The organism is Achromobacter sp. NPDC008082 (genome assembly GCF_042957345.1).
Lineage (GTDB): Bacteria > Pseudomonadota > Gammaproteobacteria > Burkholderiales > Burkholderiaceae_B > Achromobacter > Achromobacter kerstersii_A.
In genome coordinates, this window is the sequence record NZ_JBIBIB010000005.1 from 455187 (window position 1) to 477800 (window position 22614).

Annotated in this window: 17 protein-coding genes; 7 read left to right on the forward strand and 10 right to left on the reverse strand. The window is 65.0% G+C overall.

Features of this window, described 5'->3' with window-relative positions:
* Nucleotides 1–4 precede the first annotated feature (4 nt).
* Complete coding sequence (gene pcaH, locus ACFZAI_RS22020) at nt 5–706, reverse strand: protocatechuate 3,4-dioxygenase subunit beta (RefSeq protein ID WP_391568907.1); 702 nt, start codon at nt 704–706, stop codon at nt 5–7.
* A 107-nt stretch (nt 707–813) separates the two neighbouring features.
* Here pcaH and ACFZAI_RS22025 point away from each other — a divergent pair, with 107 nt between their 5' ends.
* The gene (locus tag ACFZAI_RS22025) at nt 814–1791 is read left to right on the forward strand and encodes a LysR substrate-binding domain-containing protein (RefSeq protein ID WP_391568908.1); all 978 of its coding nucleotides are present in this window, start codon (nt 814–816) and stop codon (nt 1789–1791) included.
* Between the two features lie 151 nt (nt 1792–1942).
* On the opposite strand, the gene ACFZAI_RS22030 is transcribed toward ACFZAI_RS22025, so the two are convergent.
* Nucleotides 1943–4699, reverse strand: a complete 2757-nt coding sequence (locus tag ACFZAI_RS22030) for an autotransporter outer membrane beta-barrel domain-containing protein (protein WP_391568909.1) — start codon at nt 4697–4699, stop codon at nt 1943–1945.
* Nucleotides 4700–4812: 113 nt separating this feature from the next.
* Entirely contained in the window at nt 4813–5760 is a 948-nt protein-coding gene (locus ACFZAI_RS22035; protein WP_391568910.1) for a LysR family transcriptional regulator, read from the reverse strand.
* 154 nt (nt 5761–5914) lie between these two features.
* On the opposite strand from ACFZAI_RS22035, the gene ACFZAI_RS22040 reads away from it, so the two are divergent.
* Complete coding sequence (locus ACFZAI_RS22040; RefSeq protein WP_391568911.1) at nt 5915–8530, forward strand: penicillin G acylase; 2616 nt, start codon at nt 5915–5917, stop codon at nt 8528–8530.
* On the opposite strand, the gene cydC is transcribed toward ACFZAI_RS22040, so the two are convergent.
* Nucleotides 8502–12266: a thiol reductant ABC exporter subunit CydC gene (cydC, locus tag ACFZAI_RS22045; RefSeq protein WP_391568912.1), complete on the reverse strand. Its 3765-nt coding sequence runs from the start codon at nt 12264–12266 to the stop codon at nt 8502–8504. The genes ACFZAI_RS22040 and cydC overlap by 29 nt on opposite strands.
* A gap of 93 nt (nt 12267–12359) precedes the next feature.
* Here cydC and ACFZAI_RS22050 point away from each other — a divergent pair, with 93 nt between their 5' ends.
* Nucleotides 12360–13304 (forward strand): LysR substrate-binding domain-containing protein, encoded by a 945-nt coding sequence (locus ACFZAI_RS22050; protein ID WP_391568913.1) that lies wholly within the window; start codon nt 12360–12362, stop codon nt 13302–13304.
* A gap of 37 nt (nt 13305–13341) precedes the next feature.
* Here the strand turns inward: ACFZAI_RS22050 and ACFZAI_RS22055 are convergent, their stop codons facing one another.
* Genes ACFZAI_RS22055 through ACFZAI_RS22065 form a run of 3 tightly spaced genes read right to left on the reverse strand, consistent with a single transcriptional unit; the run spans nt 13342 to nt 15901 of the window.
* Entirely contained in the window at nt 13342–14130 is a 789-nt protein-coding gene (locus ACFZAI_RS22055) for an ABC transporter ATP-binding protein (RefSeq protein WP_391568914.1), read from the reverse strand.
* A complete protein-coding gene (locus ACFZAI_RS22060) occupies nt 14118–14888 on the reverse strand; it encodes an ABC transporter permease (protein ID WP_391568915.1) in 771 nt (256 codons plus the stop codon). The genes ACFZAI_RS22055 and ACFZAI_RS22060 overlap by 13 nt, the downstream gene beginning before the upstream one ends.
* Before the next feature lie 14 nt (nt 14889–14902).
* Complete coding sequence (locus ACFZAI_RS22065; protein WP_391568916.1) at nt 14903–15901, reverse strand: aliphatic sulfonate ABC transporter substrate-binding protein; 999 nt, start codon at nt 15899–15901, stop codon at nt 14903–14905.
* Nucleotides 15902–16164: 263 nt separating this feature from the next.
* Between ACFZAI_RS22065 and ACFZAI_RS22070 the strand changes: the two genes are divergently transcribed.
* The 4 genes from ACFZAI_RS22070 to ACFZAI_RS22085 are packed head-to-tail and all read left to right on the forward strand — an operon-like array spanning nt 16165 to nt 19631.
* Nucleotides 16165–17352 carry an NAD(P)/FAD-dependent oxidoreductase gene (locus tag ACFZAI_RS22070; RefSeq protein ID WP_391568917.1) on the forward strand — a complete coding sequence of 396 codons (1188 nt, stop codon included), beginning with the start codon at nt 16165–16167 and terminating at the stop codon, nt 17350–17352.
* 4 nt (nt 17353–17356) lie between these two features.
* A complete protein-coding gene (locus ACFZAI_RS22075; RefSeq protein WP_391568918.1) occupies nt 17357–17929 on the forward strand; it encodes a HutD family protein in 573 nt (190 codons plus the stop codon).
* A 23-nt stretch (nt 17930–17952) separates the two neighbouring features.
* On the forward strand, nt 17953–18702 hold the full coding sequence (locus tag ACFZAI_RS22080) for an electron transfer flavoprotein subunit beta/FixA family protein (RefSeq protein WP_391568919.1): 750 nt from the start codon (nt 17953–17955) through the stop codon (nt 18700–18702).
* Entirely contained in the window at nt 18702–19631 is a 930-nt protein-coding gene (locus ACFZAI_RS22085; protein WP_391568920.1) for an electron transfer flavoprotein subunit alpha/FixB family protein, read from the forward strand. Before ACFZAI_RS22080 ends, ACFZAI_RS22085 begins: the two co-directional genes overlap by 1 nt.
* 11 nt (nt 19632–19642) lie before the next feature.
* Here ACFZAI_RS22085 and ACFZAI_RS22090 read toward each other — a convergent pair whose 3' ends face one another.
* From ACFZAI_RS22090 to ACFZAI_RS22100, 3 genes are all read right to left on the reverse strand, one after another.
* Nucleotides 19643–20656 carry a LysR family transcriptional regulator gene (locus ACFZAI_RS22090; protein ID WP_391568921.1) on the reverse strand — a complete coding sequence of 338 codons (1014 nt, stop codon included), beginning with the start codon at nt 20654–20656 and terminating at the stop codon, nt 19643–19645.
* 29 nt (nt 20657–20685) lie between these two features.
* Nucleotides 20686–21489 (reverse strand): N-formylglutamate deformylase, encoded by an 804-nt coding sequence (gene hutG / locus ACFZAI_RS22095; RefSeq protein WP_391568922.1) that lies wholly within the window; start codon nt 21487–21489, stop codon nt 20686–20688.
* Nucleotides 21490–21677: 188 nt separating this feature from the next.
* Nucleotides 21678–22613, reverse strand: a complete 936-nt coding sequence (locus ACFZAI_RS22100) for a LysR family transcriptional regulator (RefSeq protein ID WP_391568923.1) — start codon at nt 22611–22613, stop codon at nt 21678–21680.
* Nucleotide 22614 lies beyond the last annotated feature (1 nt).

Here is a 22614-nt window from a genome sequence, read left to right on the forward strand (position 1 = left end):
GTGGTCACTCCATCGGCGTGGCATCGCGGCCGCGCAACACTATGTCGAATCGGTAGCCGAGTGCGTACTCGGGCTGAGTGGTCTCCCAGTCGAATGTGGCGATCAGGCGTTCGCGCGCCTTGGCATCCGGCACACAGTTAAAGATCGGGTCGAACGCGAGGAGGGGATCGCCAGGGAAATACATCTGCGTCACCAGGCGTGTCGCGTAGGCGCGGCCAAAGAGCGAAAAGTGGATGTGTTGCGGACGCCAGCCGTTGTAGTGATTGCGCCATGGATAGGCGCCCGGCTTGATGGTTTTGAATTGATAGTGACCGCGGTCGTCCGTGACAACGCGGCCCACTCCCGAGAAATTCGGGTCCAGCGGCGCATTGTGTTGATCGCGTTCATGGAGATAGCGACCGGCGGCATTGGCCTGCCATATCTCGATCAACGCATGGGGAACTGGCCGGCCATTCTCATCCAGCACTCGGCCGCTGACGACGATGCGTTCGCCAATCGGTTCGCCGCCGTGGCCTGCCGTCAGGTCGTTATCATCTCGTTTCACGAAGGAGGTGTCCAACCCCGGTCCTGTCACTTCCGACAAGGTCTGCGGCAGGAGGACCAGCGCCTGTTTCGGCGTCCGGAACTGGGTGGACCCATAGGGATCGAAGCGGTATTCGGGTTGAGTGTCCCAATAGGGACGGCGGTACTGGGCAAGACGCGTCATCTCGCGGGTCTCCGGCTTGGTTATGGTCGATACAGTTTTCCGAGACTATGGAGTGAGAAAATATTCATGTAAATTGAGTTTTTGCGTTTTTTGCATGAAATTTAATTATGAAAAATGCCCGCGCTGCTGTTGCGCCGAGCGTAGATGGCCACTTCCGATCCCGCGTGCGGCTGCGCCATCTTGAATGTTTCGTCGTGGTGGCGCGAACCGGCCACCTGGGAAGGGCAGGGGGGCAATTGGGATTGACGCCACCCGCGGTGTCCAAGACGCTGACAGAGCTGGAGGCCATGGTGGGCCGCCGCCTACTGACGCGGCAGCGCGCCGGAACCGCGCTCACTGCCGAAGGCATGCGCTTTTTGCGGCACGCCCTGGGCGTACTGGAAGGACTGGATGCGGCGGCGGAGAGCCTGGAGGCGCGTAGGCCTCGGCCTGCCGAGACTGTACGCATCGGTGCCTTGCCCAGCATCGTTCCCGCCTTGCTGCTCGACGCCGTCACCGGATTCCGGCTACGTCACCCGGACATTGACCTTATCGTTCGGGCAGACATGAACCGCATGTTGATCGACAGCTTGAAAGCCGATGTCTTCGACCTGGTGCTGGGCCGCATGGATGACCCCGTCTCAATGGAGGGCTTGTGGTTCGAATCGCTGGGGCCCGAACCGCTGCTATTCGCCGTTCGCGCTGGCCATCCGCTCGCAGCCGACGGCCTCATCGGCGGTCTTGCGGACATACTGCATTGGCCGCTGGCCGTGCCGGCGCAAGGCTCCATCCCCCGACACAGTCTGGAGAGCCTGCTCGCGCGTCATGGCTTGGGCCTGCCATCAGGTTGCCTGGAAACTGCGGACGCCTATCTGGGCAGCTTGGTGACGCAAACGACGGACACCGTGTGGGCGGCACCGACGTCGGCCGTCAAGCGCTTGGCGAGCTCAGGCACGTTAACCGTACTGCCCATCGCAACGCAGGGGACGGAAGAGCCTATCGGGGTGTTGCGGCGCGCGGACCGGGAGTTGGGCGCATCGGCGCAGGCATTCATGCGTGAAGTGCGGACGATCGCCAGCGCTACGCAGGAACGAGTACAGGGTTAGGGCTGGCTTTCACGCCGGTACGACACGTTTTTGAACTGATCGAAAAATTGCCGCGCATGGCTGGCTGTCACCAACTGCGCGGCTGCTGCCGCAAAGGCTCCATGGAGGCAGTATCCCACGACCAAACGCGCCGTCCGCCCTCTACGCAGATCTAAAACGTCATTCTGAAGCCCGCGGTCGCGGTGACGATGTAGCTGCCGGAGAAATCCGCGTCGGCGTCGACCTGGGCGTAGAGTGCATAGCGATCGCTCCAACCGTAATTTGTGCCCAGCCCAACGCTGCCCCACGTACGCGCCATGCGGCTGGACGCGGGTACGCCGGCCACGCGCACACGGGTTCCGTCCAGGAATTCATGTTTCACATTGGCGACGCCGTAGACGCTCGATTCCCGATTCACGCCACCCGTTTGCCAATTATTTTTGTAGTCCAGCGCGACACCGATGCGGGCCAGCAGGCTGTCGCCCTTGTTGCTTTCCACGTGCGCGCCGAATTTGTCATTGAAGCTGTCGAAGCGGGTGGATACGTAGGTGAGCTGCGCTTGCGGGATCAGGGCCAGCCGCTCGCTCAATCCGAGCGCTTTGCCCGCTTCGATACCTAGCCCGAAACTGTTGGCCTGGCTGCCGCCCTTCAATTTGCCGGCCAGCCGGGAATTCAGGTCGCTGTCGAACCAGGTTGCTTGGGCCTGGGTGTCGAGGTAGACGCCATTCTTGCCATACCAGGTCAGCGTTGGGGTCAGGCCATAGGCGGTGGTGTCGATTGTGCCGTTGCCATACGACGAATACACGTGTGTGTCGGCCTGGCCGTAATGAAAGGCGATGCCGCCCACCAGACGGGACCCTTCTTCTTGTCCGGCCAGGATACGGTCGACACCAAACTGCGCCTTCCAGGTGTCGATGTCCTGGCGTGCGCCCGTAGTGGACGTGGACGGCTCTAGCCGGCTTGTCGTGCCCTCCACGCGGCTCCATACACCGTTGCGGCCGGCATCCGCAGAATCGTAGAGGCGATTGCCCACGCGCTGGCGCAGCGTGGGCAGCCGGCTCAGGTTAAGCAGTGTGTTGGCGTAGGCTTCATAGACCGGCACACCGGGCTGATACAGCAAGGGCGGTTCGGCGCCCGGCGAAACGCCACCGGCAGGCGGTGTGCCGGTTGGAGGTGTGCCTGGATCGGTAGGAGGTGTGCCGGGATCGGTCATGGATGACCGCAGATACCAGCCGCCGTCAGCTGAGTCCTGTTGCAGGACATAGCCGTAGGCGCCGGCCACCAGCGCGGGACGCCCATTGATGACGTAGTCGCCGTTGGCCAAGTTGAACTGGCCCGCCGAGAGCCCATCGACCTGCACGACCTGTATGCCTCGCAGGGTCAACCCGCCAGCGCCTCCCATGTTCTTCACGGTGACCGGAGTTGCGCCCGCGGTGTCGCCCGTGACGACCAACTTATCGGTTGGGGAATTATCGCCGCCAAGCTGGGTGCGGATTTCCAGGTTGCCGCCCTGCGCCGTGTAGTTACCGGCGACCGTCAGCGTGCCAAAGCCGGTACGTGGCCCAGGAGCGATCGTGCCCTGGTTGACCGTCGCGCCGACGCGTCCCGTGCCGGTCAGCCGTGCTCCCGGCAAAACGTTCACCGGGCCGCCAAGGACGCCATCGACCTGCAAGGTGCCGGCCTGAATATCGGTGGTTCCCGTAAAGGCGGCGCTGTTACCCGACAAGGTGAGCCTGCCGGCGCCCAGCTTGTTGAGGGTGGAGGTGCCCGAGAACGCGGTCATCACGCCCACCTCGTACCCGTTGGTGTCGAACGAGGCGCCCTCGCTACCGATTGCCTGCGTCAGGAAGCCGTTAAGGAAATTGGCCTTGTCACGCCGTGCGCGCAGGACACCGCCATCCAGGTTGAAGGTGGCGTTGCCAGCGCCCTTGATGACCGAACCGGTCTCCAGCACGCCGCGGCCGCTGGCATCGCCAGTGAGGTTCAGCGTGCCTGTCGCGGTGCTGCCGACGGTCAGCCATGTGTCGCTGCTGGCAACGGCTAGCCCGCCCTTGGAAATGTTCAATGTTCCCGTGCCTGCGGAGCCGATTTCGATACGATCGCTTGCGGTGAGCGTCGAGATATCGGCGGTCGTGCTCGATACGGTCACCGTGCCAACGCCGCCGGCCTGGTTGCCGATGTAGATCGACGCGGCGGCGCCTGGCGCGGACGATCCGACGGTGCGCACGGAGGCGCCATCCAGGACGCGCAGGTCGCCCGTTCCTTCGAACCCCACGTAGATATTGTTGAAGGGGTCCCACACTGTGGTCCGGCCCGACACGATAGCGCTGCCATCGCTGCCGGCGACCCAGCCGAGAATGCCCTGGCCGCTGTGCACGGCGCCGCCGTCGTCGATCCGCAGTGTGCCCCGGCCGCTTTCGCCGATGATGAATCCTCTGTTCGCCGAGAGATTCCACGTTGACCCCGGTCCAGAAACGAGAACGCTCCCGACGCTGCCGGTATTGCTGCCGATGGTGCCCGAGTCGCTTTGGGCCATGCCTGCGTTCAGGATCGTCAGTGTGCCGTTACTGCCATCTTCCACCCCGATGACGACGGAGCTGAGGCTGGTCCAGGTGGACGCTGTGCCGCCCGCGTCGCGGCCCGACACCGTCAGCGCGCCCACTGCGCCATTCAGGTTTCCAATGAGCGCGCCGTCATTGCTTACGGAACCCCCATTGGTGATGGTCAACGATCCATTGAGGGCATCGCCAACAATCAGATCTCCTATTACGGTCCAACTCGGCGATTGGACCGCCCCAGGCACAATGTCCCCGGTACCGGTGACCGTCTGGGCATGAGAGGGAGGGGCGACACTGGCCGCATAGAGAAGGAAGACCGCCGACGCCGGCGACGTTAACCAACCTGTCTTCACGCTATGCGTACAGCCCATGACAACCCTCCTCAAATTGATGCGAAATTTTGAGAAAGATTACATTGTGTCGGAGTGTGTCGCCAGAAATAAAAAGTCAAAAATGATCAAGCCGTGCCCGCCTTGCAAGGCAATCAGACGGACGAAGACTGAATGACGGCGTCGCCTATCTGCGCCGACGCGAATTCCGACCAGCACGTTTGCGTGAACGTATACAGCGCGTCTTGCGCCGTGAGCGGCGTGCGCCCCGCAAGGCGCGCCAGCACGTAGTGGCCTTGGCGCTGGCGGTCGGGCGGGATCGGCACTTCCACCAGATGGCCCGCGGCCTGCTCGAGCCGCGTCACGCAGATCACGCCCAAGAGCAGCGTGTCGGTGTGCAGGGCAAGGCTCACCAGCGCGTCCAGATTTTCGCAGCGCGTGGTCACCATGGTTTCGGGCGCGCCGCCCGGCCCGAGCGTTTCGGCCAGCCGCAATGACACCTCGGGGCTGAGCGTGCTGGAGGCCACCGGGTACTGCCGGATCAGTTCAATGCCCACGCGCTTGTGCGCCAGAATCGGATGCCCTTTGCGGCACACCATGCCTGCGCGCAGGGGCGCGAGCGGACGCGTGTCGATATCGGTGGCGTCATAGAGCATGCGCGCGTCGCACACCATGGCGTCGATGCGTTCGGCGCGCAGCATGTCCAGCAACGTGGCGGTGGCGCCGAGTTCCACGCCGACCCGCACCTGCGGATGGTTGGCGGCCATGTGCGTGAGGAATGGGGATAGCAACAAGGAGGCGGGCGTCGGACTTAGTCCTATATTCAGCGTGCCTGATTCGCCGCTGTGCAAGGTTTTGAGTTCACGTTGCAGCTCGGCCTCTTCGAATCGCATGCGCCGGGCGCGTTCTGCGACACACGCGCCGTAGGGTGTCAGGCGCACTTGGCGCGTGCCGCGATCCAAGAGCGGCAGGCCCAATTCGGCTTCCAGCGCCTGGATGCTGCGGCTGAGCGCCGGCTGCGACAGGTTCACTTTTTCCGCCGCGCGGGAAAACGTGCCATGTTCGACCACCGCGAGCAGGTGTTTGAGTTTCTGGAAGTCCATGTCTGAACAGCATCAATGCTATGAAATAAATGCATTGGAATTATAGTTTGCGGCTCCGTATGATGGCCCGCAGACGGTGTCCGACAGAGACGCCGCACCCCGCGCCGGGCGACTCGCACCGTGGCGCGGTTTCAAGAAATTCGGAGACAGATTCATGAAGCAGCACTTGTTGATGGCCGCCATCCTGGCGGCTTGCACGGGCGCGTTCGCCGCCCACGCGCAAACGCCGGCCAGCCCTTCGGCCACCTCTTCCCCAACCGCTTCCCCCGCCGACACCCTTGCCGAGACCCGCGCCGAGACCCCCGCCGCGCGCCCGGCTGGCGGGCAGGTCACGATTCGCCGCGACGGCTACGGCATGCCGCATGTGTACGCCAACACCGTCTACGGCATCTTCTACGGCTACGGTTACGCCGTGGCGCAGGACCGCCTGTTCCAGATGGAGATGGCGCGCCGCAGCACGCAGGGCCGTGTGGCCGAGGTGCTGGGCGAAAAAATGGTGGCTTTCGACAAATCCATACGCGGCAATTTTTCGCCCGAACGCATCCAGCGCCAATTGGCCGCGCTGCCCGCATCCGAACGCCAGATTCTTGACGGCTACGCTGCGGGCATGAACGCCTGGATTGCGCAGGTGCGCGCCAAGCCGGGCAGCCTGATGCCCAAAGAATTCAATGACTTGCAGTTTCAGCCGTCGGACTGGACGCCATACGACGTTGCGATGGTGTTCGTCGGCACGATGGCCAACCGCTTTTCGGATGCCAACAGCGAGATCGATAACCTGGCGCTGCTGACCGCCCTGAAAGACCAGCATGGCGACGCGCGCGCCATGCAGATCTTCAATCAACTGCGCTGGATGACCGACAGCCGCGCGCCGACGACGGTGCCGGAAGAAGAGGGCGTGTATCAGCCGAACGCGACGAAGGCGCAGGCCACGCTGTCTTACGCGTTGCCGCGATACGATGGCACGCCGCCCATGCTGGAACGTATCGCCCGCGACCCGCAAACGCGCGGCGTGCTGGACGACGCTGCGGCCGACGCGCCCGCACGCCTGTTGGCGCAGTTTGCGGAATCGGGCCAGCCTGGCATTGCCGGTTTTCCCACCACCAGCAATATGTGGATCGTCGGGCGCGACCACGCCAAGGACGCGCGCTCCATTCTGTTGAACGGCCCGCAGTTCGGCTGGTGGAACCCGGCCTACACCTACGGCATCGGCCTGCACGGCGCGGGGTTTGATGTGGTGGGCAACACGCCGTTCGCCTATCCCAGCATTTTGTTCGGCCACAACGCGCACGTCACCTGGGGTTCTACCGCGGGCTTTGGCGACGACGTCGACATCTACGCCGAAAAGCTCGACCCCGCCGACCGCACCCGCTACTTCCACAATGGCGAATGGAAGACGATGGAAAAGCGCACCGAGCTGATCGCGGTGAAGGGCGGCGAGCCCGTGCTGATGGACGTCTACCGCACCGTGCACGGCATCGTCACCAAGTTCGACGACAAGCAGCACGTGGCCTACGCCAAGGCGCGCGCGTGGGAAGGCTATGAGCTGCAATCGCTGATGGCCTGGACGCACAAGGCGCAGTCGAAAAACTGGGACCAATGGAAGCAGCAGGCCGCGCGCCATGCGCTCACCATCAACTGGTACTACGCGGACGACCGCGGCAACATCGGCTATGCGCACACAGGCTTCTACCCCAAGCGCCGCGCCGGCCACGACCCGCGCCTGCCCGTGCCTGGCACCGGCGAGATGGATTGGGACGGCATGCTGCCGTTCGCCACCAACCCGCAGGTGTACAACCCGCGCCAGGGCTTCATCGCCAACTGGAACAACCAGCCGATGCGCGGCTACCCGTCCACCGACCTGTTCGCCATCGTCTGGGGACAGGCTGACCGCTACGCCGAAATCGAAACCCGCATGAAGGCCATGACGGCCAACGGCGGCAAGGTCAGCCCGCAGCAGATGTGGGACTTGATCCGCACCACCAGCTACGCCGACGTTAACCGCCGCCACTTCCTGCCGTTCCTGCAACGCGCCGTGGCGGGGCTGCCCGCTGATGACGCCCGTGCGCGCCTGGTGGCGGGTCTGGCGTCCTGGGATGGCATGGGCACCAGCGACAAGCAGCCGGGCTTCTATGACAACGCCGGCTCCGCCGTGATGGACGCCTGGCTGCGCGCCATGCTGAAAGCCACGCTTGCCGACGAGATGCCCGCTGACTTCTTCAAGTGGTACAGCGCCACCGGCTATCCCACGCCCGCTGCGCCCGCCACGGGTTCGGTCAACCTGACGGTGGGGGTGAAGGTGTTGTTCAACGCGCTGGCCGGCCAGAATTCGGGCGTGCCGCAGCAATACGACTTCTTCAACGGCAAGCGCCCCGAAGCTGTCACGCTGGCCGCCCTGGACGACGCCCTGGCCACGTTGCAGAAGACGTACGGGCAGGACCCTGCTACCTGGCGCATTCCCGCGCCGCCGATGGTGTTTGCGCCCAAGAACTTCCTGGGCGTGCCGCAGGCGGACGACAAGGCGGTGCTCAGCTACCCGGCCACGCAGAACCGCGGCACCGAAAACAACATGACGGTGTTTGATGCCAAGGGTGTGCACGCCGTGGATGTGGTGGCGCCGGGGCAAAGCGGCTTCGTCGCCCCGGACGGCACGCCTTCCGTCCACACCCGTGACCAGTTTGATCTTTACAACCGCTTTGGCAACAAGCGGGTCTGGTTCACGGATGCGGAGGTGCGCGCCAACGCTACGTCGGTTGAGACGTTGCGCTACTGACCGCGTAGCCGCCCTGGTGGCTGGCCAGGCGCGCATAGGCCCCTTGCTTGCGCAGCAATTGGTCGTGCGTGCCGGCCTCCGCCAGCGTGCCGCGTTCCAGCACCAGGATCAGGTCGGCGTCGCGGATGGTGGACAGCCGGTGCGCGATCACCAAGGTGGTCCGATGGCGCATCAGCGTGTCCAGTGCGCCGCGCACTTGCATCTCGGACAAGGTGTCCAGATGCGAGGTCGCCTCGTCCAGAATCAGCACGGGCGCGTTCTTCAGGAAGGCGCGCGCAATCGAGATGCGCTGACGCTGGCCGCCCGACAACTGCATGCCGCGTTCGCCCACTTTGGTCGCCAGGCCATCGGGCAGGGTGCGCACGAAGTCCGTCAACGCGGCTTGCTCCAGCGCTAGCGCCAGCTCGTCGGGCGAGGCCTCGGGGCGGGCCAGCCGGATGTTGCCTTCCAGCGTGTCGTTGAACAGATAGGTGTCTTGCGTGACCAGCGCCACCCGTTCGCGCAAGCCATCGAGCTGCAACTGGCGCACGTCCACGCCATCCAGTTTCACCACGCCCTGGCGCGGGTCCCAGAAACGCAGCAGCAGGCTGGCGACGGTGCTCTTGCCCGCGCCCGACGCACCCACCACCGCCACGGTGGCGCCGGCCGGGGCCTTGAAGCTCAGGTCCTTCAAGGTGTCTTCCTGCTTGCCCGGGTAGGCGAAGCTGACATGGTCGAACGCCAACGACAAGCCATGCGTGGCGACGGGCGGCGCCAGCGGCCCGTCGGTGACGGGTTCCGGTTCGTTGGCCACCACATGCAGGCGGCGCGTGGCGGCAATGGTGTCGGCCAGTTGACGGCTGACCTGTGAAATTTCAGACACCGGCAGAAAGGTGGCCAGCGCAATCAGCACCAGCAAGGGCAGCATGCTGGCCGACAGCGTGCCGGCCGCCACTTGCAACGCGCCGACGACGGCCACCGCCAAGCCGCCCAGCCCCATCGCGATTTCAAACCAGGCGGTTTGCTTGGAGAGATCACGCAGAATGTCCAGGCGGCGCACGCGGTACTGATCGGCCACTTTCAGGAACTGGTCGCGCCGGCGGCCGGTGGCCTGGAAGGCCGTCAGGTCGGCCAAGCCCTGGATGGTGTCGGTGGTGTGCGCGCTCATTTCGCCCAGCGCCTGCCGGGCCTTGTCGCCCAAGGCGTCGACGTGACGGCGGCCGCGTACCGGCGACACCAGCGCATAGGCCAGGAAAGGCAGCAGCGCCAGCGCCACGGGCCAGCTGTACACGCCCAGGAAACCCAGCACCGACAGCGGCACCAGCACCGACACAATGGCCGGGGCGATGGTGTGCGCGTAGAAGTATTCAACCATCTCGATGTCTTGCGTGGCCAAGGCGACCAGGTCGCCCGAGCGGCGTTGCAGCAGGTAGGCAGGCGCCAGACGTTCCAGCTTGTCATAGAGCTTGACCCGCATGTCGGCCAGCAACTGATAGGCCATCGCATGCGCCAGCCACGACTCCAGCCAGTGGAACAGGGCGGCCAACGGCGCGGCGATCAGCAGCCCAACCAGCAGGCCGGAGATGTCGCGGCCATCGCGTATGGCCGCCACGATCAGCGCGCTGAAGACGCCCACGCCGATGAAGGCGGCCACACGCGCCACGCCCAGCAAGATGGTGGCGATAAGCGTGCCGCGCCATGGGCGCACCACCGACAGCAGGGTGCCCAGGGTCGCGCGCCAGCCGACCTGTTCAGCGTCCGCATCCAGTGAGCGCAGCACGGGGCCTTGCTTGGTGTCGGGGTCCGCGGCGGGGTTCAAGTCAGTGGTCCGGGCGACGCCGGGCGCGGCGGTGGCCGCAGTATTGGCTACAGTGTCGGCCGCAGTATTGGCCGCAGTGTTGGCCGCAGTGTTGGCCGTCAGCGCCGCGTTTGCCGAGGGGTTCTCATGCGCTTCCGCCTGCTCGTGCATCAGGCGGTAGTACAAGCCGCGTTGCTGCATCAGCTCGGCATGCGGGCCGGCTTCGACGACCCGGCCCTGGTCCAGCACCAGGCTGCGGTCCGCGCCGATCACGCTGGCCAGCCGATGCGCCAGGATCAGCGTCGTGCGGCCGGCCATCAACCGGTCCAGCGCCTGTTGAATCAGGGCTTCGTTTTCGGTATCAACGGAAGATAGCGCTTCGTCCAGGATCAGGATCGGCGCATCGCGCAGCAGTGCGCGCGCAATCGCCACGCGTTGGCGCTGGCCGCCCGACAATTGCAGGCCGCGCTCGCCGATGCGGGTGGCGTAGCCGTCGGGCAGCGCCATGATGAAGTCGTCGATATTGGCCGCGCGCGCCGCGGCGCGCACCTGCTCGTGCGTGGCGTCGGGGCGGCCCAGGCGCAGGTTGTCGTCAATGGTGCCGTGAAACAGCGTGATGTCCTGGCTGACCAGCGCCATCTGCGACAACAGCGTTTGCGTGTCCAGCGTATTCACATCGTGTCCGCCCACGCGGATCATGCCCGATTGCGGCACGCATTCCCGCAGCAGCAGGCGCACGATGGTGGACTTGCCCGCGCCACTCGGGCCAACGACGCCGACGCGTTCGCCCGCTGCGATGCTGAACGCCAGCCCCTGATGGGCGCGGCGCTCGGGCGTGTATGAGAACGCCACGTCATCGAATTCAATGGTGGGCGCCAGACGGGCAGCCGCGGCGGGACTAGACGAAGCACCCGAAGCACCCGAAGCACCCGAAGCAGCAGCGGTAGCCGTAATAACGGATACGGCGGGCTTGGCCGCATTGGCGCCTGCGTCCGGAGCGGGCGTCAGCGGCTGCGCATCCATCAGGGCGTGGATGCTGACCGCAGCCGATTGGCCCAGCATGCCTCGGTGCAACACCGAGCGCAGGTCGCGCAACGGCCGGAAGATTTCAGTGCCGGCCATCAGCACGATCAGCAGCGCTTCAACGCTCATGTCGCCAGCGGCCACGCGCCACGCGCCCAGGGTCAGCGCCAGCGCGGCGCCCAGCGCCACACCCAGGTCGCTGATGCCGCGCGTCAGCAGGCTAACCGACAGCACCCAGAACGTGTTGTCCGACAGGCTGCGTGCGCGGGCGGCCAGACGCCGGCCCCAGGCTTTGCCCTGGCCATACGACTTCAGCGTGGGCAAGCCTTGCACGGCGTCCAGAAAGTCTTCGCCGAAGGCGTTCAGCGATTGCGTGCGCGCCTGGCTGGCGCGGCGATCCAGCATGTGCACCGCCATCGGGCCGAACAAGGCGAACAGCGCCGCCACCAGGAAGACGAGCGCCGTGGGCACGTCCCAGAAGGCGATGACCGCAAAGATGGCGAAGGGCGCGGCGGCCGCAATGGCGACCTGCGGCAGGTACTGGCCGAAGAACGTTTGCAACTGCTCAACGCCGTCCACCACCGTCAGCATGACGCCGCCCGTGCGCTGGTTGGCGAACCAGGCGGGGCCTAGCGTGACGATGCGGTCATACAGTTTGCCGCGCAGCGTCTGCTGAATCTGGGCCGAAGTGTGATTCGCCTGCACGGTGCGCCAGTGGTCAAAGCCCGCGCGCAGCAGCACCATTGCGCCCACGCATAGCGCGGGCGTGATCCAGTCTTGCCACGGCGCGCCGTTGAACACGCGGGCCAGCAGCTGGCCCAGGAAGACATAGCGGGCAATGCCCGCCGCCAGCGCCAGCAGGCCCAGGAAGATGCCGCCCGCCATCCCGGCGCGCAAGCCCGCGGTCAACCGCCACAATCGAGAGTCGAAATACATATCAATGCTCCATCCAGAGCCTGCATGGTCACTGATCCGCCGTACGCGCGAAAGCGATAGTTTTTCAATCATGGGTTGAGATAAACTCAACCGATGTCCGATCTGCCCAACCACACGCCACCACTGGCCGCCTTGCGCGCCTTTGAAGCCGTCGCCCGGCTGGGCAGTCTGAGCCGCGCCGCAGCGGAATTGCACGTGACCAAGAGCGCCGTCAGCCATCAGTTGCGCGCGCTGGAAGCGGATCTGGGCGTGCCGCTGTTGCGGCGGGGCGGCACGGTGCGCCGCGCAGAGACGACGGCGGCGGGCGCCGAGCTGCTGGCGTCCGTACAACAGGCCTTGACCCTGTTGGATACCGCCTGCCGCAATGTGCGCGCCTCGGCGCGAGGCCGCCGCCGCTATACCTTGAACGTGTCCGCCAACCCGTCGCTGGCCGCGCTGTGGCTGGCGCCGCGCATTGGCCGCTTCATTGAATTGCATCCCGACATCGGCGTTCAGGTGTACCTGCACGCCAGCCAGGACCCGGCCTGGAAAAGCCAGGACATTGATCTGGCCTTTCTGCACGTGCGCGCGCGCGGGCCGCATCTGGCCGAGCCGGGCGATATTGCGTTGATGACCGAAACCGTCGTGCCCGTGTGCAGCCCCACACTGATCGCCGAGGCCGACCGCAATGACCCGCGCGTCTTCCTGCGCCATCGCTGGCTTGAAGAAAAGCACATCGACAGCCCTGAAACCGATTGGCGCACGTGGAGCCCGCGGCTGGGCCTGGCCGACTCCGATTGGCAGGAACCCATGGTGCTGAGCGGCCTGAGCACGGTGGTGGCGGCAGCCGCGGCGGGCGTGGGCATTGCGCTGGGCCGCGCGCCGCTCATCGATGAAGACCTGGCCAGCGGCCGGCTGGTGCCGCTGATGCCGCAACTGCGCATGCCGGGGTCGTGGGGCTACGTGATGCGCATCCACGCCAACCGGCCGATGGATGCGTCGTTGCCCGCGCTGGTGGAGTTTCTGGCGGAAGAAGGGCGCAGCAAAGGGGCGTGGTAGTGCGGGCCTGGCGTGTTTAGTCGCGGGCCTGGCCTGCTTAGTCGCTGGCCAGTTCCATGCTGCGCGTCACTTCCTCTTGCACGCGCTCCCAGATCGACCGCTTCAATTCCACAAAGCGCGGCGACAACTGCACATCAGCGCTGCGCGGATGCGGCAAGTCGTTCTGGATGTCTTGCACGATGCGCCCGGGTTTGGAACCCATCACCGCCATGCGCGTGGACAGCGTCAGGGCTTCGTCGATGGAGTGCGTAATGAAGACAATCGTCTTGCCGCTTTGCTCGTAGATCGACAGCAACTGGTCTTGCAGCACCTGACGCGTCATGGCGTCCAGCGCGGCGAAGGGCTCGTCGAACAGCATCACGTCGGGGTCGTTGGCCAGCACCCGCGCAATCGACACGCGCTGCTTCATGCCGCCTGACAGCGCATGCGGATACTTGTCCGCCGCCTGTTTCAAGCCCACCATCTCGATGAACTTGCGGGCAATGGGCGCGCGTTCCTGCTTGGACATGCCGCGCATCTTCAAGCCGAATTCCACGTTCTCTTGCACCGTGCGCCACGGAAACAGCGCGTACTGCTGAAACACCATGCCGCAGGCGGCGGTGACGTCGGTGACGGTCTTGCCGTTGATGGCGACGGTGCCGGTGTTGGGCGTGATGAAGCCCGCCATCAGGTTCAGCAGGGTGGATTTGCCGCAGCCAGACGCGCCCAGCAGCACCAGGAATTCACCGCGCTTGACCTCCAGATTCACCTTGTCCAGCACGGTCACGTCGCCATAGGCCTTGGACACATCGGTCAGCTGGATCATCGTGTCATTCATCGTTGCCATGCCAGCACCCATCGTTCAAGAAGCCGCAAACACAAGTCAGTTACCAGGACGGTGAAACTGATCAGGACCATGCCCAGCACCACGGTGTCGGTCTGGAAAAATTCCTTGCCGTTCATGATCATGAAGCCCAGGCCCTCTTTGGACGCCACCAGTTCGGCAGAAATCACACACGTCCAGGACAGGCCCAGAATGATCTTCATGCCCGACAGAATCTGCGGCAGGCACCCCGGGAACAGCACCTCGCGCATGACCTGCCAGCGGTTTGCGCCCAGGTTGCGCGCCGCCCGCACCAGCACCGGGTCGATGCTGCGCGATGCTTCCATCACGTACAGCAGCGCCGGCACGAACGACCCCATGAACACGATGCTGTACTTCTGCGTTTCGGTAATGCCGAACCACAGGAGCGACAGCGGAATCCAGCTCATGGATGGCAGCGGGCGCAGAAACGAAATGATGGGGTCGAAGACGGCGCGCGCCACCTTCGATGTGCCCAACAGAATGCCCAGCGGAATGGCCGCGATGACGGCCGCCAGAAAGCCCACCATCACGCGGCGCGTGGAGGCCAGCACGTTGTAGAACAGCGTGCCCTGGTCCGACATCGACATGGCGCGCGCCAGCACCTGCGACGGCGCGGGCAGGAAAATCGGGTCGACCGCGCCGGCGCGGCACAGGCCTTCCCACAGCAACAAAAAGCTCAGAAGCGAAAACACGCTGACCCAGATCAGCCGTGTTTCCCTTGAAGACGAACGCGTGGACATGGCGTGCGCCCCGCTTACAGGTACGAGGCCTGGACCCAATCCTTGACGGTGGGCGCGCGGTCGATCTGCTTAAGCGACACCAGCATTTCAGCCAGTTGCTGCATGCCGGTGACGAACTTGCCCGGCTCCACCATCAGCGCCTGCTGGTCCGCAGCCGAATACCACTGCGTCTGCTTGATGACGGCCAGTTGTTCTTCCTTGGACAAGCCCGTCAGCTCCAGCAGCACGCCGGCAGCTTCATCGGGCTGCTCGGTCAGCATGGTGTTGGCCTGGAACACCGCGCGCAGGAATTGTTTCACGGCCTCGGGGTTCTCTTTGCCCAGCTTCGTGTGCGTCAGCAGCACGTCGGGGCCGGGGGTGATGGCGTATTGCTTGTAGAGCGAGAACGCCGTGTCGTCCAACAGCACGTGCGTGCCGGGCACGGCCTTGATGCGGTCAAACGCCGGGGTCCAGGCCACCGCCGCGTCGATCTGCTTGCCCTGGTAGGCAGACAGCAGGTTGGTCGCGGGCAGGTTGATGATGGACACGTCGCGGTCCGGGTTCATGCCCGCCTGACGCAGCACGTCCAGCAGCAACACGTGCGCGCTGGACGCATAGGTGACGCCGATCTTCTTGCCCTTCAGGTCAGCCACCGACTTCACGTCTTCGCGCACCAGCACGCCTTCGGCGCGGCCGAAGTTGTTGGGCGTGGCAATCACCTGAAACTGGCGGGCGCCCGCCGCCATCAAGGCCAGCGACGACACCACGCCCGTGCCGGCCAGGTCGATGTTGCCGGCCATCACGGCGCTCATGCGGTCGGACGACGTGGCGAAGCTCTGCCACTTGATGTCCAGGCCTTGCTTGGCGAACAGCCCCGTCTTCATGGCGATGTAGGCCGAGTAATGGCCCAGCCAAGCCGATCCGCCATACGTGTATGACGCATTGGCGGCGCGGCCGATCATGGGAAAGCCCAGGGCGCTTGCGCCCGCCAACGCTGCGGTGCGCACCAACATGGCGCGGCGATTCATGTTCATATTTTTCCCCTACGTAAAGTAGATTGACTGATAGATGTCATGTCGCCGGCACTCTGTGGTGCGGCAGACGAGACTTTCACCCGGGCATCGCGCCGCAGCATGAATATAAGGATTGGCGATGGTCGAAATTCGTTCTGCTTAATCAAAGCGGACGGAACCCCGGCGTTTCAGCTAGGCTTTTATTCAGTATTCGCGGTGCTTATATTGCGAAGCGCCAGACAGGGCAGGTTCACACTCGCGGCACTTGTCCTTGGAGCCTTGTCGTGAAAAGTTATGACGTGATCGTGATTGGTGCCGGCGTGATCGGCAGTTCGGTGGCGTTCCACCTGGCGGAGCTGGGCGCCAAAAACGTGCTGGTGCTGGACCGCGCCACGATCGGGGCGGGCACGACCTCGCAGTCTTCCGGCATTTTGCGCACGCACTATTCGGTGCGCGAAAACGTCGAACTCGCCCAGCGTTCCTGGAACGTGTTCAACCATTTCGCCAGCTATGTTGGCGACGACGAAGCGTCCTGCGGCCTGGTCAAGTGCGGCTACCTGATTACGGCGGCCGACGACGACAAGCTGGAACCGTTGCGCGGCGCGCTGGATCAGCAGCGCGCGCAAGGCATTGCGCTGGAATTGCTGAACCCTGCCCAAGCCCGCGAATTGCTGCCGATTGCCTCGTTCGATGACGCTGCGCTGATCGGCTATGAACCGGAAGCCGGTTTCGCCGATGCGTATCTGGTGGCGACCAGTTTTGCGCGCGGCGCGCGCCGCCGGGGCGTGACCATTCGCGAAAACGTCGATGTGCGCAAACTGCTGATCGAGAACGGCCGCGTCGTTGGCGTGTCCACTTCCGAAGGCGACTTCGCCAGCCCGCTTGTCATCAGCACGCAGAACATCTGGACGCCCGAACTGGCCGGCTGGACCGGCGTGGCGATGCCCGTCGTGCCGGAACGCCACGCGGTGCTGGCGCTGGAATGCAGCGGCGCGCCCTACACGTATTCCATGCCGGTCTTCAAAGACCTGGCGTCACCGGGCATGCTGTACTGCCGCAGCTATGGCGGCAACCAGATGCTGGTCAGCGAAGGCATCGTAGGCGAGGCGCTGCAAAAGAGCGACGCCGAGCAGGGCGATATTCCGCTGGACTACGTGGCCGAAGTGGGCGAACAGGTTGCCGCGCGCTTCCCGGCGTATGAGACGGCGGGCCTGGCCTCGTCCTGGACCGGCGTGTACGACGTCACGCCCGATTGGAATCCGGTGCTGGGCCGCGTGCCCAGCGTGCAGGGGCTGATCGTGGGGTTCGGCTTTTCGGGTCACGGGTTCAAGCTGTCGCCGACCGTGGGCCGGGTGCTGGCGCAGGAAGCGCTGGGGCTGGCCACCGACGTGTCGCTCAAGCCTTACGACATCGGCCGCTTTGAAAGCGGCGCGTTGTTGACGGGCAAGTACGGCCTGGGCGCGGTGTCCTGATCCGATGCGCGCCGTGCATGTCAACTGGCGGGACTTGCCGCCCGAACCCTGGAAAAACGGCGGCGGCGTCACGCGCACCCTGGCGGTGGATGACGCCGCCAGCGCACGCAAGATGCCGCCGCGCTGGCGGGTCAGCGTGGCCGACATCACCGGCGATGGCGCGTATTCGCGCTTCCCCGGCGTTGACCGCGTGTCGGTGGTGCTGTCGGGGGCGGGCGTGGCGTTGCGTGGCGACGGCGTGGATATCGCGTTACTGCCGGGCAGGGCGGTTGCGTTCGCGGGCGATGTCGCTTTGCAGGCACGCTTGCTGGACGGCGCGGTGCGTGTGCTGAACCTGTTCGTCTTGCGCGGCGCGGTTCAAGCGCAGGTGCGCTGCGGCGGCGCGCAGCCCGTCATCGTCAACGCCGCATCGTGGGAAGACGCCGTCGCCCACGCGTCACATGTGCGCATCGTGGTGGATGCGCAGAATTTCTATATCGACTCGTCCTGTCAGGACGACGCCGCGTCAGCAGACGCGTTGCCGCCGGACGCCGTGCGGATTGATCTGCGCATGGCGGCGCCTGGCGCGTTTTGTTAATTCCTTGATTCAGGAGTGTTCGCATGAAGGTGATAGCCGCGGTCAAGCGCGTGGTTGACTACAACGTCAACGTGCGCGTCAAGGCCGACCAGAGCGGCGTGGAGATCGGCAACGTCAAGATGTCGATGAACCCGTTTGATGAAATCGCCGTCGAAGCGGCCGTGCGCTTAAAAGAGCAGGGCGTGGCGCAAGACGTGGTGGCCGTGTCTTGCGGCACGGCGCAGTCGCAGGAAACCTTGCGTACCGCGTTGGCCATTGGCGCCGACCGGGGCGTGCTGGTGCAGACCGATGTTGCCCTGCAACCGTTGGCGGTGGCCAAGCTGCTGCGCGCGGTCGTACAAAAGGAACAACCCGCGCTGGTGATCCTGGGCAAGCAGGCCATTGACGATGACGCCTGCCAGACGGGCCAGATGCTGGCCGCGCTGCTGGGCTGGCCGCAAGCCACCAACGCCAGCGCGATAGACGTCGACGGCGGCGTGGCGCGCATCACGCGTGAAGTGGATGGCGGCCTGGAAGTGCTGGAACTGACGTTGCCCGCCATCGTCACCGCTGATCTGCGCTTGAACGAGCCGCGCTACGTCACGCTGCCCAACATCATGAAGGCAAAGAAGAAGCCGGTGGATATCGAAACGCCCGAGGCCTTGGGCGTAGACCCCGCGTCGCGGCTGGAAACGCTGCGCGTCGAAGAACCGGCCGCGCGCGCGCCCGGCATCAAAGTGGCCGACGTGACCGCGCTGGTCGACAAACTGAAGAACGAAGCGAAGGTGATCTGATGACGGTCTTGGTTATTGCCGAACACGACAACCGCGCCCTGAACAGCGCAACGCGCAACGCCATTGCCGCTGCCGGCAAGCTGGGCGCGCCCATTCATGTGCTGGTGGCGGGCGCGGATGCGCAAGCGGTGGCGCAGGTCGCGGCGCGTGTACCTGGCGTGGAAAAAGTGCTGTGGGCCGATGCGCCGCATCTGGCCGAAGGGCTGGCCGAAAACCTGGCGGCGCAAGCCGTGGCCGTCGCGGCGCCGTATTCGCATCTGTTCCTGGCCGCCACGACGCAGGGCAAGAGCGTGGCCCCGCGCATCGCCGCGCTGCTGGACGTGGCGCAGGTGTCGGACGTGATCGAGGTGTTGGCGCCCGACACGTTCAAGCGGCCCATCTATGCGGGCAACGCAATCGCCACGGTCAAAAGCGGCTACGCCATCGTGGTGGCGACGATCCGCCCGACCGCCTTTGACGCCGTGCCGGCCGAAGGCGGCAACGCGGCGGTGGACTCTGTTGCGGCGGTGGCTGACATGGGGCTGGCGCGGTTCAAGCGCCGCGAGATCGCCGTGTCCGAACGCCCGGAATTGGGCGGGGCGCGCGTGGTGGTGTCAGGCGGCCGGGGCCTGGGCAGCGCCGACAATTTCAAGCTGCTGGACCCCTTGGCTGAAAAGCTGGGTGCGGCGCTGGGCGCGTCGCGCGCGGCCGTGGATGCGGGCTACGCGCCCAACGATTGGCAGGTGGGGCAAACGGGCAAGATCGTTGCGCCGGAACTCTACGTGGCAGTGGGTATTTCTGGCGCCATCCAGCATCTGGCCGGCATGAAAGATTCCAAGACCATCGTCGCCATCAACAAAGACGGCGATGCGCCGATCTTTGGCGTGGCGGACTACGGCCTGGTGGGCGATTTGTTCGACGCCGTGCCTGCACTGACCGCGTCGCTGTAACTCGGGCGGGCTTAACGCCGCATGCTGCGCCACAGCGTGGCAGGCGGCAGCCCGAGCGCCGGGGCGATGTCTTTCTGAATCAGGCGTTCTACCGCCATCAAAATCACGTCGCGCGCTTCGGTGGGCAGCTTGCCCACTTCCTGCTGGCGCGCGGCCAGATACAAGGTGCGCGACAGGCTGGGGTCATCCGCGCGGGTCACGCCCAGGTACGGCCCCAGCGGCAACACGCGCAGCTGGTCCACAAAATGGCGCGACTGCCAGATGCACAGCGGCGTGCTGATCGCAAAGCCGATGCCGCCCGTCACCAGGCTGAGCAGCGGGTCGGTGTTGTCGAATTCAAAAGTGCGTTCGATCATCACATCGTGTGATTCGATCAGGCGGTCGATCTCGGCGCCGATAAACGAACGCGCGCTGTAGCGGATGAACTGCGTGCGTTTGCCCAGTTCCTTCAGCGTGCTGATGGCCGACATGTCCATCGACCGCGGCACGATCAGCACATAGGGTTCGCTGAACAAACTGTATTTTTTGATGGTGGGCTTGCCGGCCACCGCGCTGGTGGTCACGACCAGATCCAGTTGCCGGTCTTCCAGCTGCTTGTCCAGCACGGGCGTAATGCCCGACCACAGCCGGATCTGGCGCGACGCGCCCGACAGGCCGTGGATCAAGGTCGGCCCGAGCGTGCCGGCGAACGAGTCCACGCAGCCAAAGCGCACGATGTTGCGTTTGGCGCGGCTCAGGTTGCGCACGCTTTCCGTCATGTCGCCCGCTTGCGCGAGCAGGCGCGCGGCATGGTCGAACAGCAATTCGCCCGCGGGCGTGGGCCGCGCGGGGCGGGTGCTGCGGTCAAGCAGCTCGGTCGACATCGCGGCTTCAAGCTGCTTCACGCGCTGCGACACCGCCGCTTGCGACAAGCCCAGGAGGCGCGCCGCGCCGGATACCGACGCGGCTTCCACCACCGCCACCCAGGTCAGCAGCAGGCTCCATTCCGGATAGTTTTCCGTCGTGCTGAAGGAAAAACGGTTCATCGCCTGGCGTTGTCCTGGGTAGGGGAGGCTTAGCGCTGACGCGCCGTGGTTTGGCGCAGCGCGGCTTGCACCATGCCTTCAACGACGGGGATGACCTTGCCAGCCAGATCGGCGCGGTAGCCATAGGGATGCGTTTCGTCCATGTAGGTGGACTGGCACATTTCCAGCTGGATGGCGTGGATGTTGTCGGCCGGCGCGCCGTAGTGGCGCGTGATGTAGCCGCCCTTGAAGCGGCCGTTGACGGCCCAGGTGTAGCCGGTGCAATCGTCCAGCTGTTCGCGGACGGCGGCCAGGATGTCGGGCGCACACGCCGCGCCATCGGACGTGCCGATGTTCAGGTCAGGCAGCTTGCCTTCGAACAGACGCGGCAGCACGCTTGCGATGGAATGCGCTTCCCACAGCAGCACCGTGCCGTGTTCGGCCTTGATGCGGTCGAGTTCTTCGCGCAGCTTGGCGTGATAGGGCTGCCAGTACGTTTGCAGGCGGTGCGCGCGCTCGGCGTCCGTCAGCACGGCGTCGTTCTGATAGAGCGCGTCGCCGCGGAACGTTTGCGTGGGGCACAGGCCGGTCTTGGTCTGGCCGGGGTACAGGCTTTCGTCGTTGGGCGGGCGGTTCAGGTCCACCACATAGCGCGAATAGCGCGCGCCAAGCACGGACGCGCCCAGCGCCTGGGCAAATTGGTACAGCGTGTCCAGATGCCAGTCGGTATCGCCGGATTGCAGGCCCAGCGGCGTCATCTGTGCGCGTTGCGCATCGGGAATCTGGCTGCCGAGATGGGGAATGGAAATCAGCAGCGGCGAGGTGCCGCGGCTGAAATGATAGAGGTCGCTCAAGGGAAAACTCCGGGTCACAAAATCAGTGCGCTGCGGGCTCGGCCGCAGATGACGGGCGCTTGTATGCTAGGCAGCGCGGCCCGTCGCGGTAATTACATCAGTTTAATGGATATTGATAATCAGGAAGGGTGATGCAAAAAATAACGGCAAGGTGGCATGGTTTGCATGGGTTGCATCGGTTGCATCGCTTACGCGTACGGGCGCCACGGCGGGTCCGCGTTCCAGGCCGAGGCGATGTCATCGATCAGCACGCGCACCTTGGGCGACAGATGCCGCCGATGCGGATACACCGCGTACACCGGCGCGCCCGCGCCCGCCACGGACTCCAGCACAGGGGCCAGGCGGCCGGCGCGCAAGTCGTCGGCCACTAGGAACGCGCCCAATTGCGCAATCCCGTCGCCGGCTACGGCGGCATCGCGCAACGCTTCGGTGTGGCCCACCCGTAGCCGGCCCGCCACCGGCACCTGGCGTTCCTGGCCCTGAACGGTAAAGCGCCATGGCACCGGTTGCCCGGTATGCGTGAAGACCAGCGTCTGATGCTGGGCCAGCGCGTCGATGGTGGCGGGCGCGCCGTGGCGATGCAGATAATCGGGCGCGGCGCAGGTGATCAGCCGGTGGGGCGCCAGCACGCGCCGCACCAGCCGGCTGTCTGCTTCGCCGCCAATGCGGATGGCGACGTCGATGCCATCGCGCACCAGATCGGTGTAGTCGTCCGAGAAACTGATATCCGCATCCACGTCCGGCCAACGCCGCAAGTAGCTGCGCACAAGCGGCATCACATGCAAGCGGCCCAACGAGACCGGCAGGTCGATGCGCAAGCGGCCACGTGGCGCCTGCTGCCGGCTGGCCATGGCATCGGTGGCGTTGTCCACCTCGGACAAGATGCGTTGCGCATGCTCGTAGAAGAGGCGGCCGTCGTCGCTCAGGCTGACGCTGCGCGTGCTGCGGTGAAACAGCCGCACGCCCAGGCTTTGCTCCAGACGCGCAATGCACTTGCCGATGGCTGATCGGGACAGGCTCAGTTTTTCAGCGGCCGCGGTGAAGCTCTGCGCGTCGGCCACGCGCACGAAGGCGAGCACGTCGCCGATGTGATCGAGCCGTTGAGGTGGGGGCGGGTTGTTCACG

Bases quoted from the DNA above. Each gene is read 5' to 3' on its own strand.
- ACFZAI_RS22030 (WP_391568909.1), bottom strand. From the start codon at position 4,699: ATGGGCTGTACGCATAGCGTGAAGACAGGTTGGTTAACGTCGCCGGCG.
- ACFZAI_RS22080 (WP_391568919.1), top strand. From the start codon at position 17,953: ATGAAGGTGATAGCCGCGGTCAAGCGCGTGGTTGACTACAACGTCAAC.
- ACFZAI_RS22025 (WP_391568908.1), top strand. From the start codon at position 814: ATGAAAAATGCCCGCGCTGCTGTTGCGCCGAGCGTAGATGGCCACTTC.
- pcaH (WP_391568907.1), bottom strand. From the start codon at position 706: ATGACGCGTCTTGCCCAGTACCGCCGTCCCTATTGGGACACTCAACCC.
- cydC (WP_391568912.1), bottom strand. From the start codon at position 12,266: ATGTATTTCGACTCTCGATTGTGGCGGTTGACCGCGGGCTTGCGCGCC.
- ACFZAI_RS22065 (WP_391568916.1), bottom strand. From the start codon at position 15,901: ATGAACATGAATCGCCGCGCCATGTTGGTGCGCACCGCAGCGTTGGCG.
- ACFZAI_RS22055 (WP_391568914.1), bottom strand. From the start codon at position 14,130: ATGGCAACGATGAATGACACGATGATCCAGCTGACCGATGTGTCCAAG.
- ACFZAI_RS22075 (WP_391568918.1), top strand. From the start codon at position 17,357: ATGCGCGCCGTGCATGTCAACTGGCGGGACTTGCCGCCCGAACCCTGG.
- ACFZAI_RS22050 (WP_391568913.1), top strand. From the start codon at position 12,360: ATGTCCGATCTGCCCAACCACACGCCACCACTGGCCGCCTTGCGCGCC.
- ACFZAI_RS22035 (WP_391568910.1), bottom strand. From the start codon at position 5,760: ATGGACTTCCAGAAACTCAAACACCTGCTCGCGGTGGTCGAACATGGC.
- ACFZAI_RS22060 (WP_391568915.1), bottom strand. From the start codon at position 14,888: ATGTCCACGCGTTCGTCTTCAAGGGAAACACGGCTGATCTGGGTCAGC.
- ACFZAI_RS22090 (WP_391568921.1), bottom strand. From the start codon at position 20,656: ATGAACCGTTTTTCCTTCAGCACGACGGAAAACTATCCGGAATGGAGC.
- ACFZAI_RS22040 (WP_391568911.1), top strand. From the start codon at position 5,915: ATGAAGCAGCACTTGTTGATGGCCGCCATCCTGGCGGCTTGCACGGGC.
- ACFZAI_RS22085 (WP_391568920.1), top strand. From the start codon at position 18,702: ATGACGGTCTTGGTTATTGCCGAACACGACAACCGCGCCCTGAACAGC.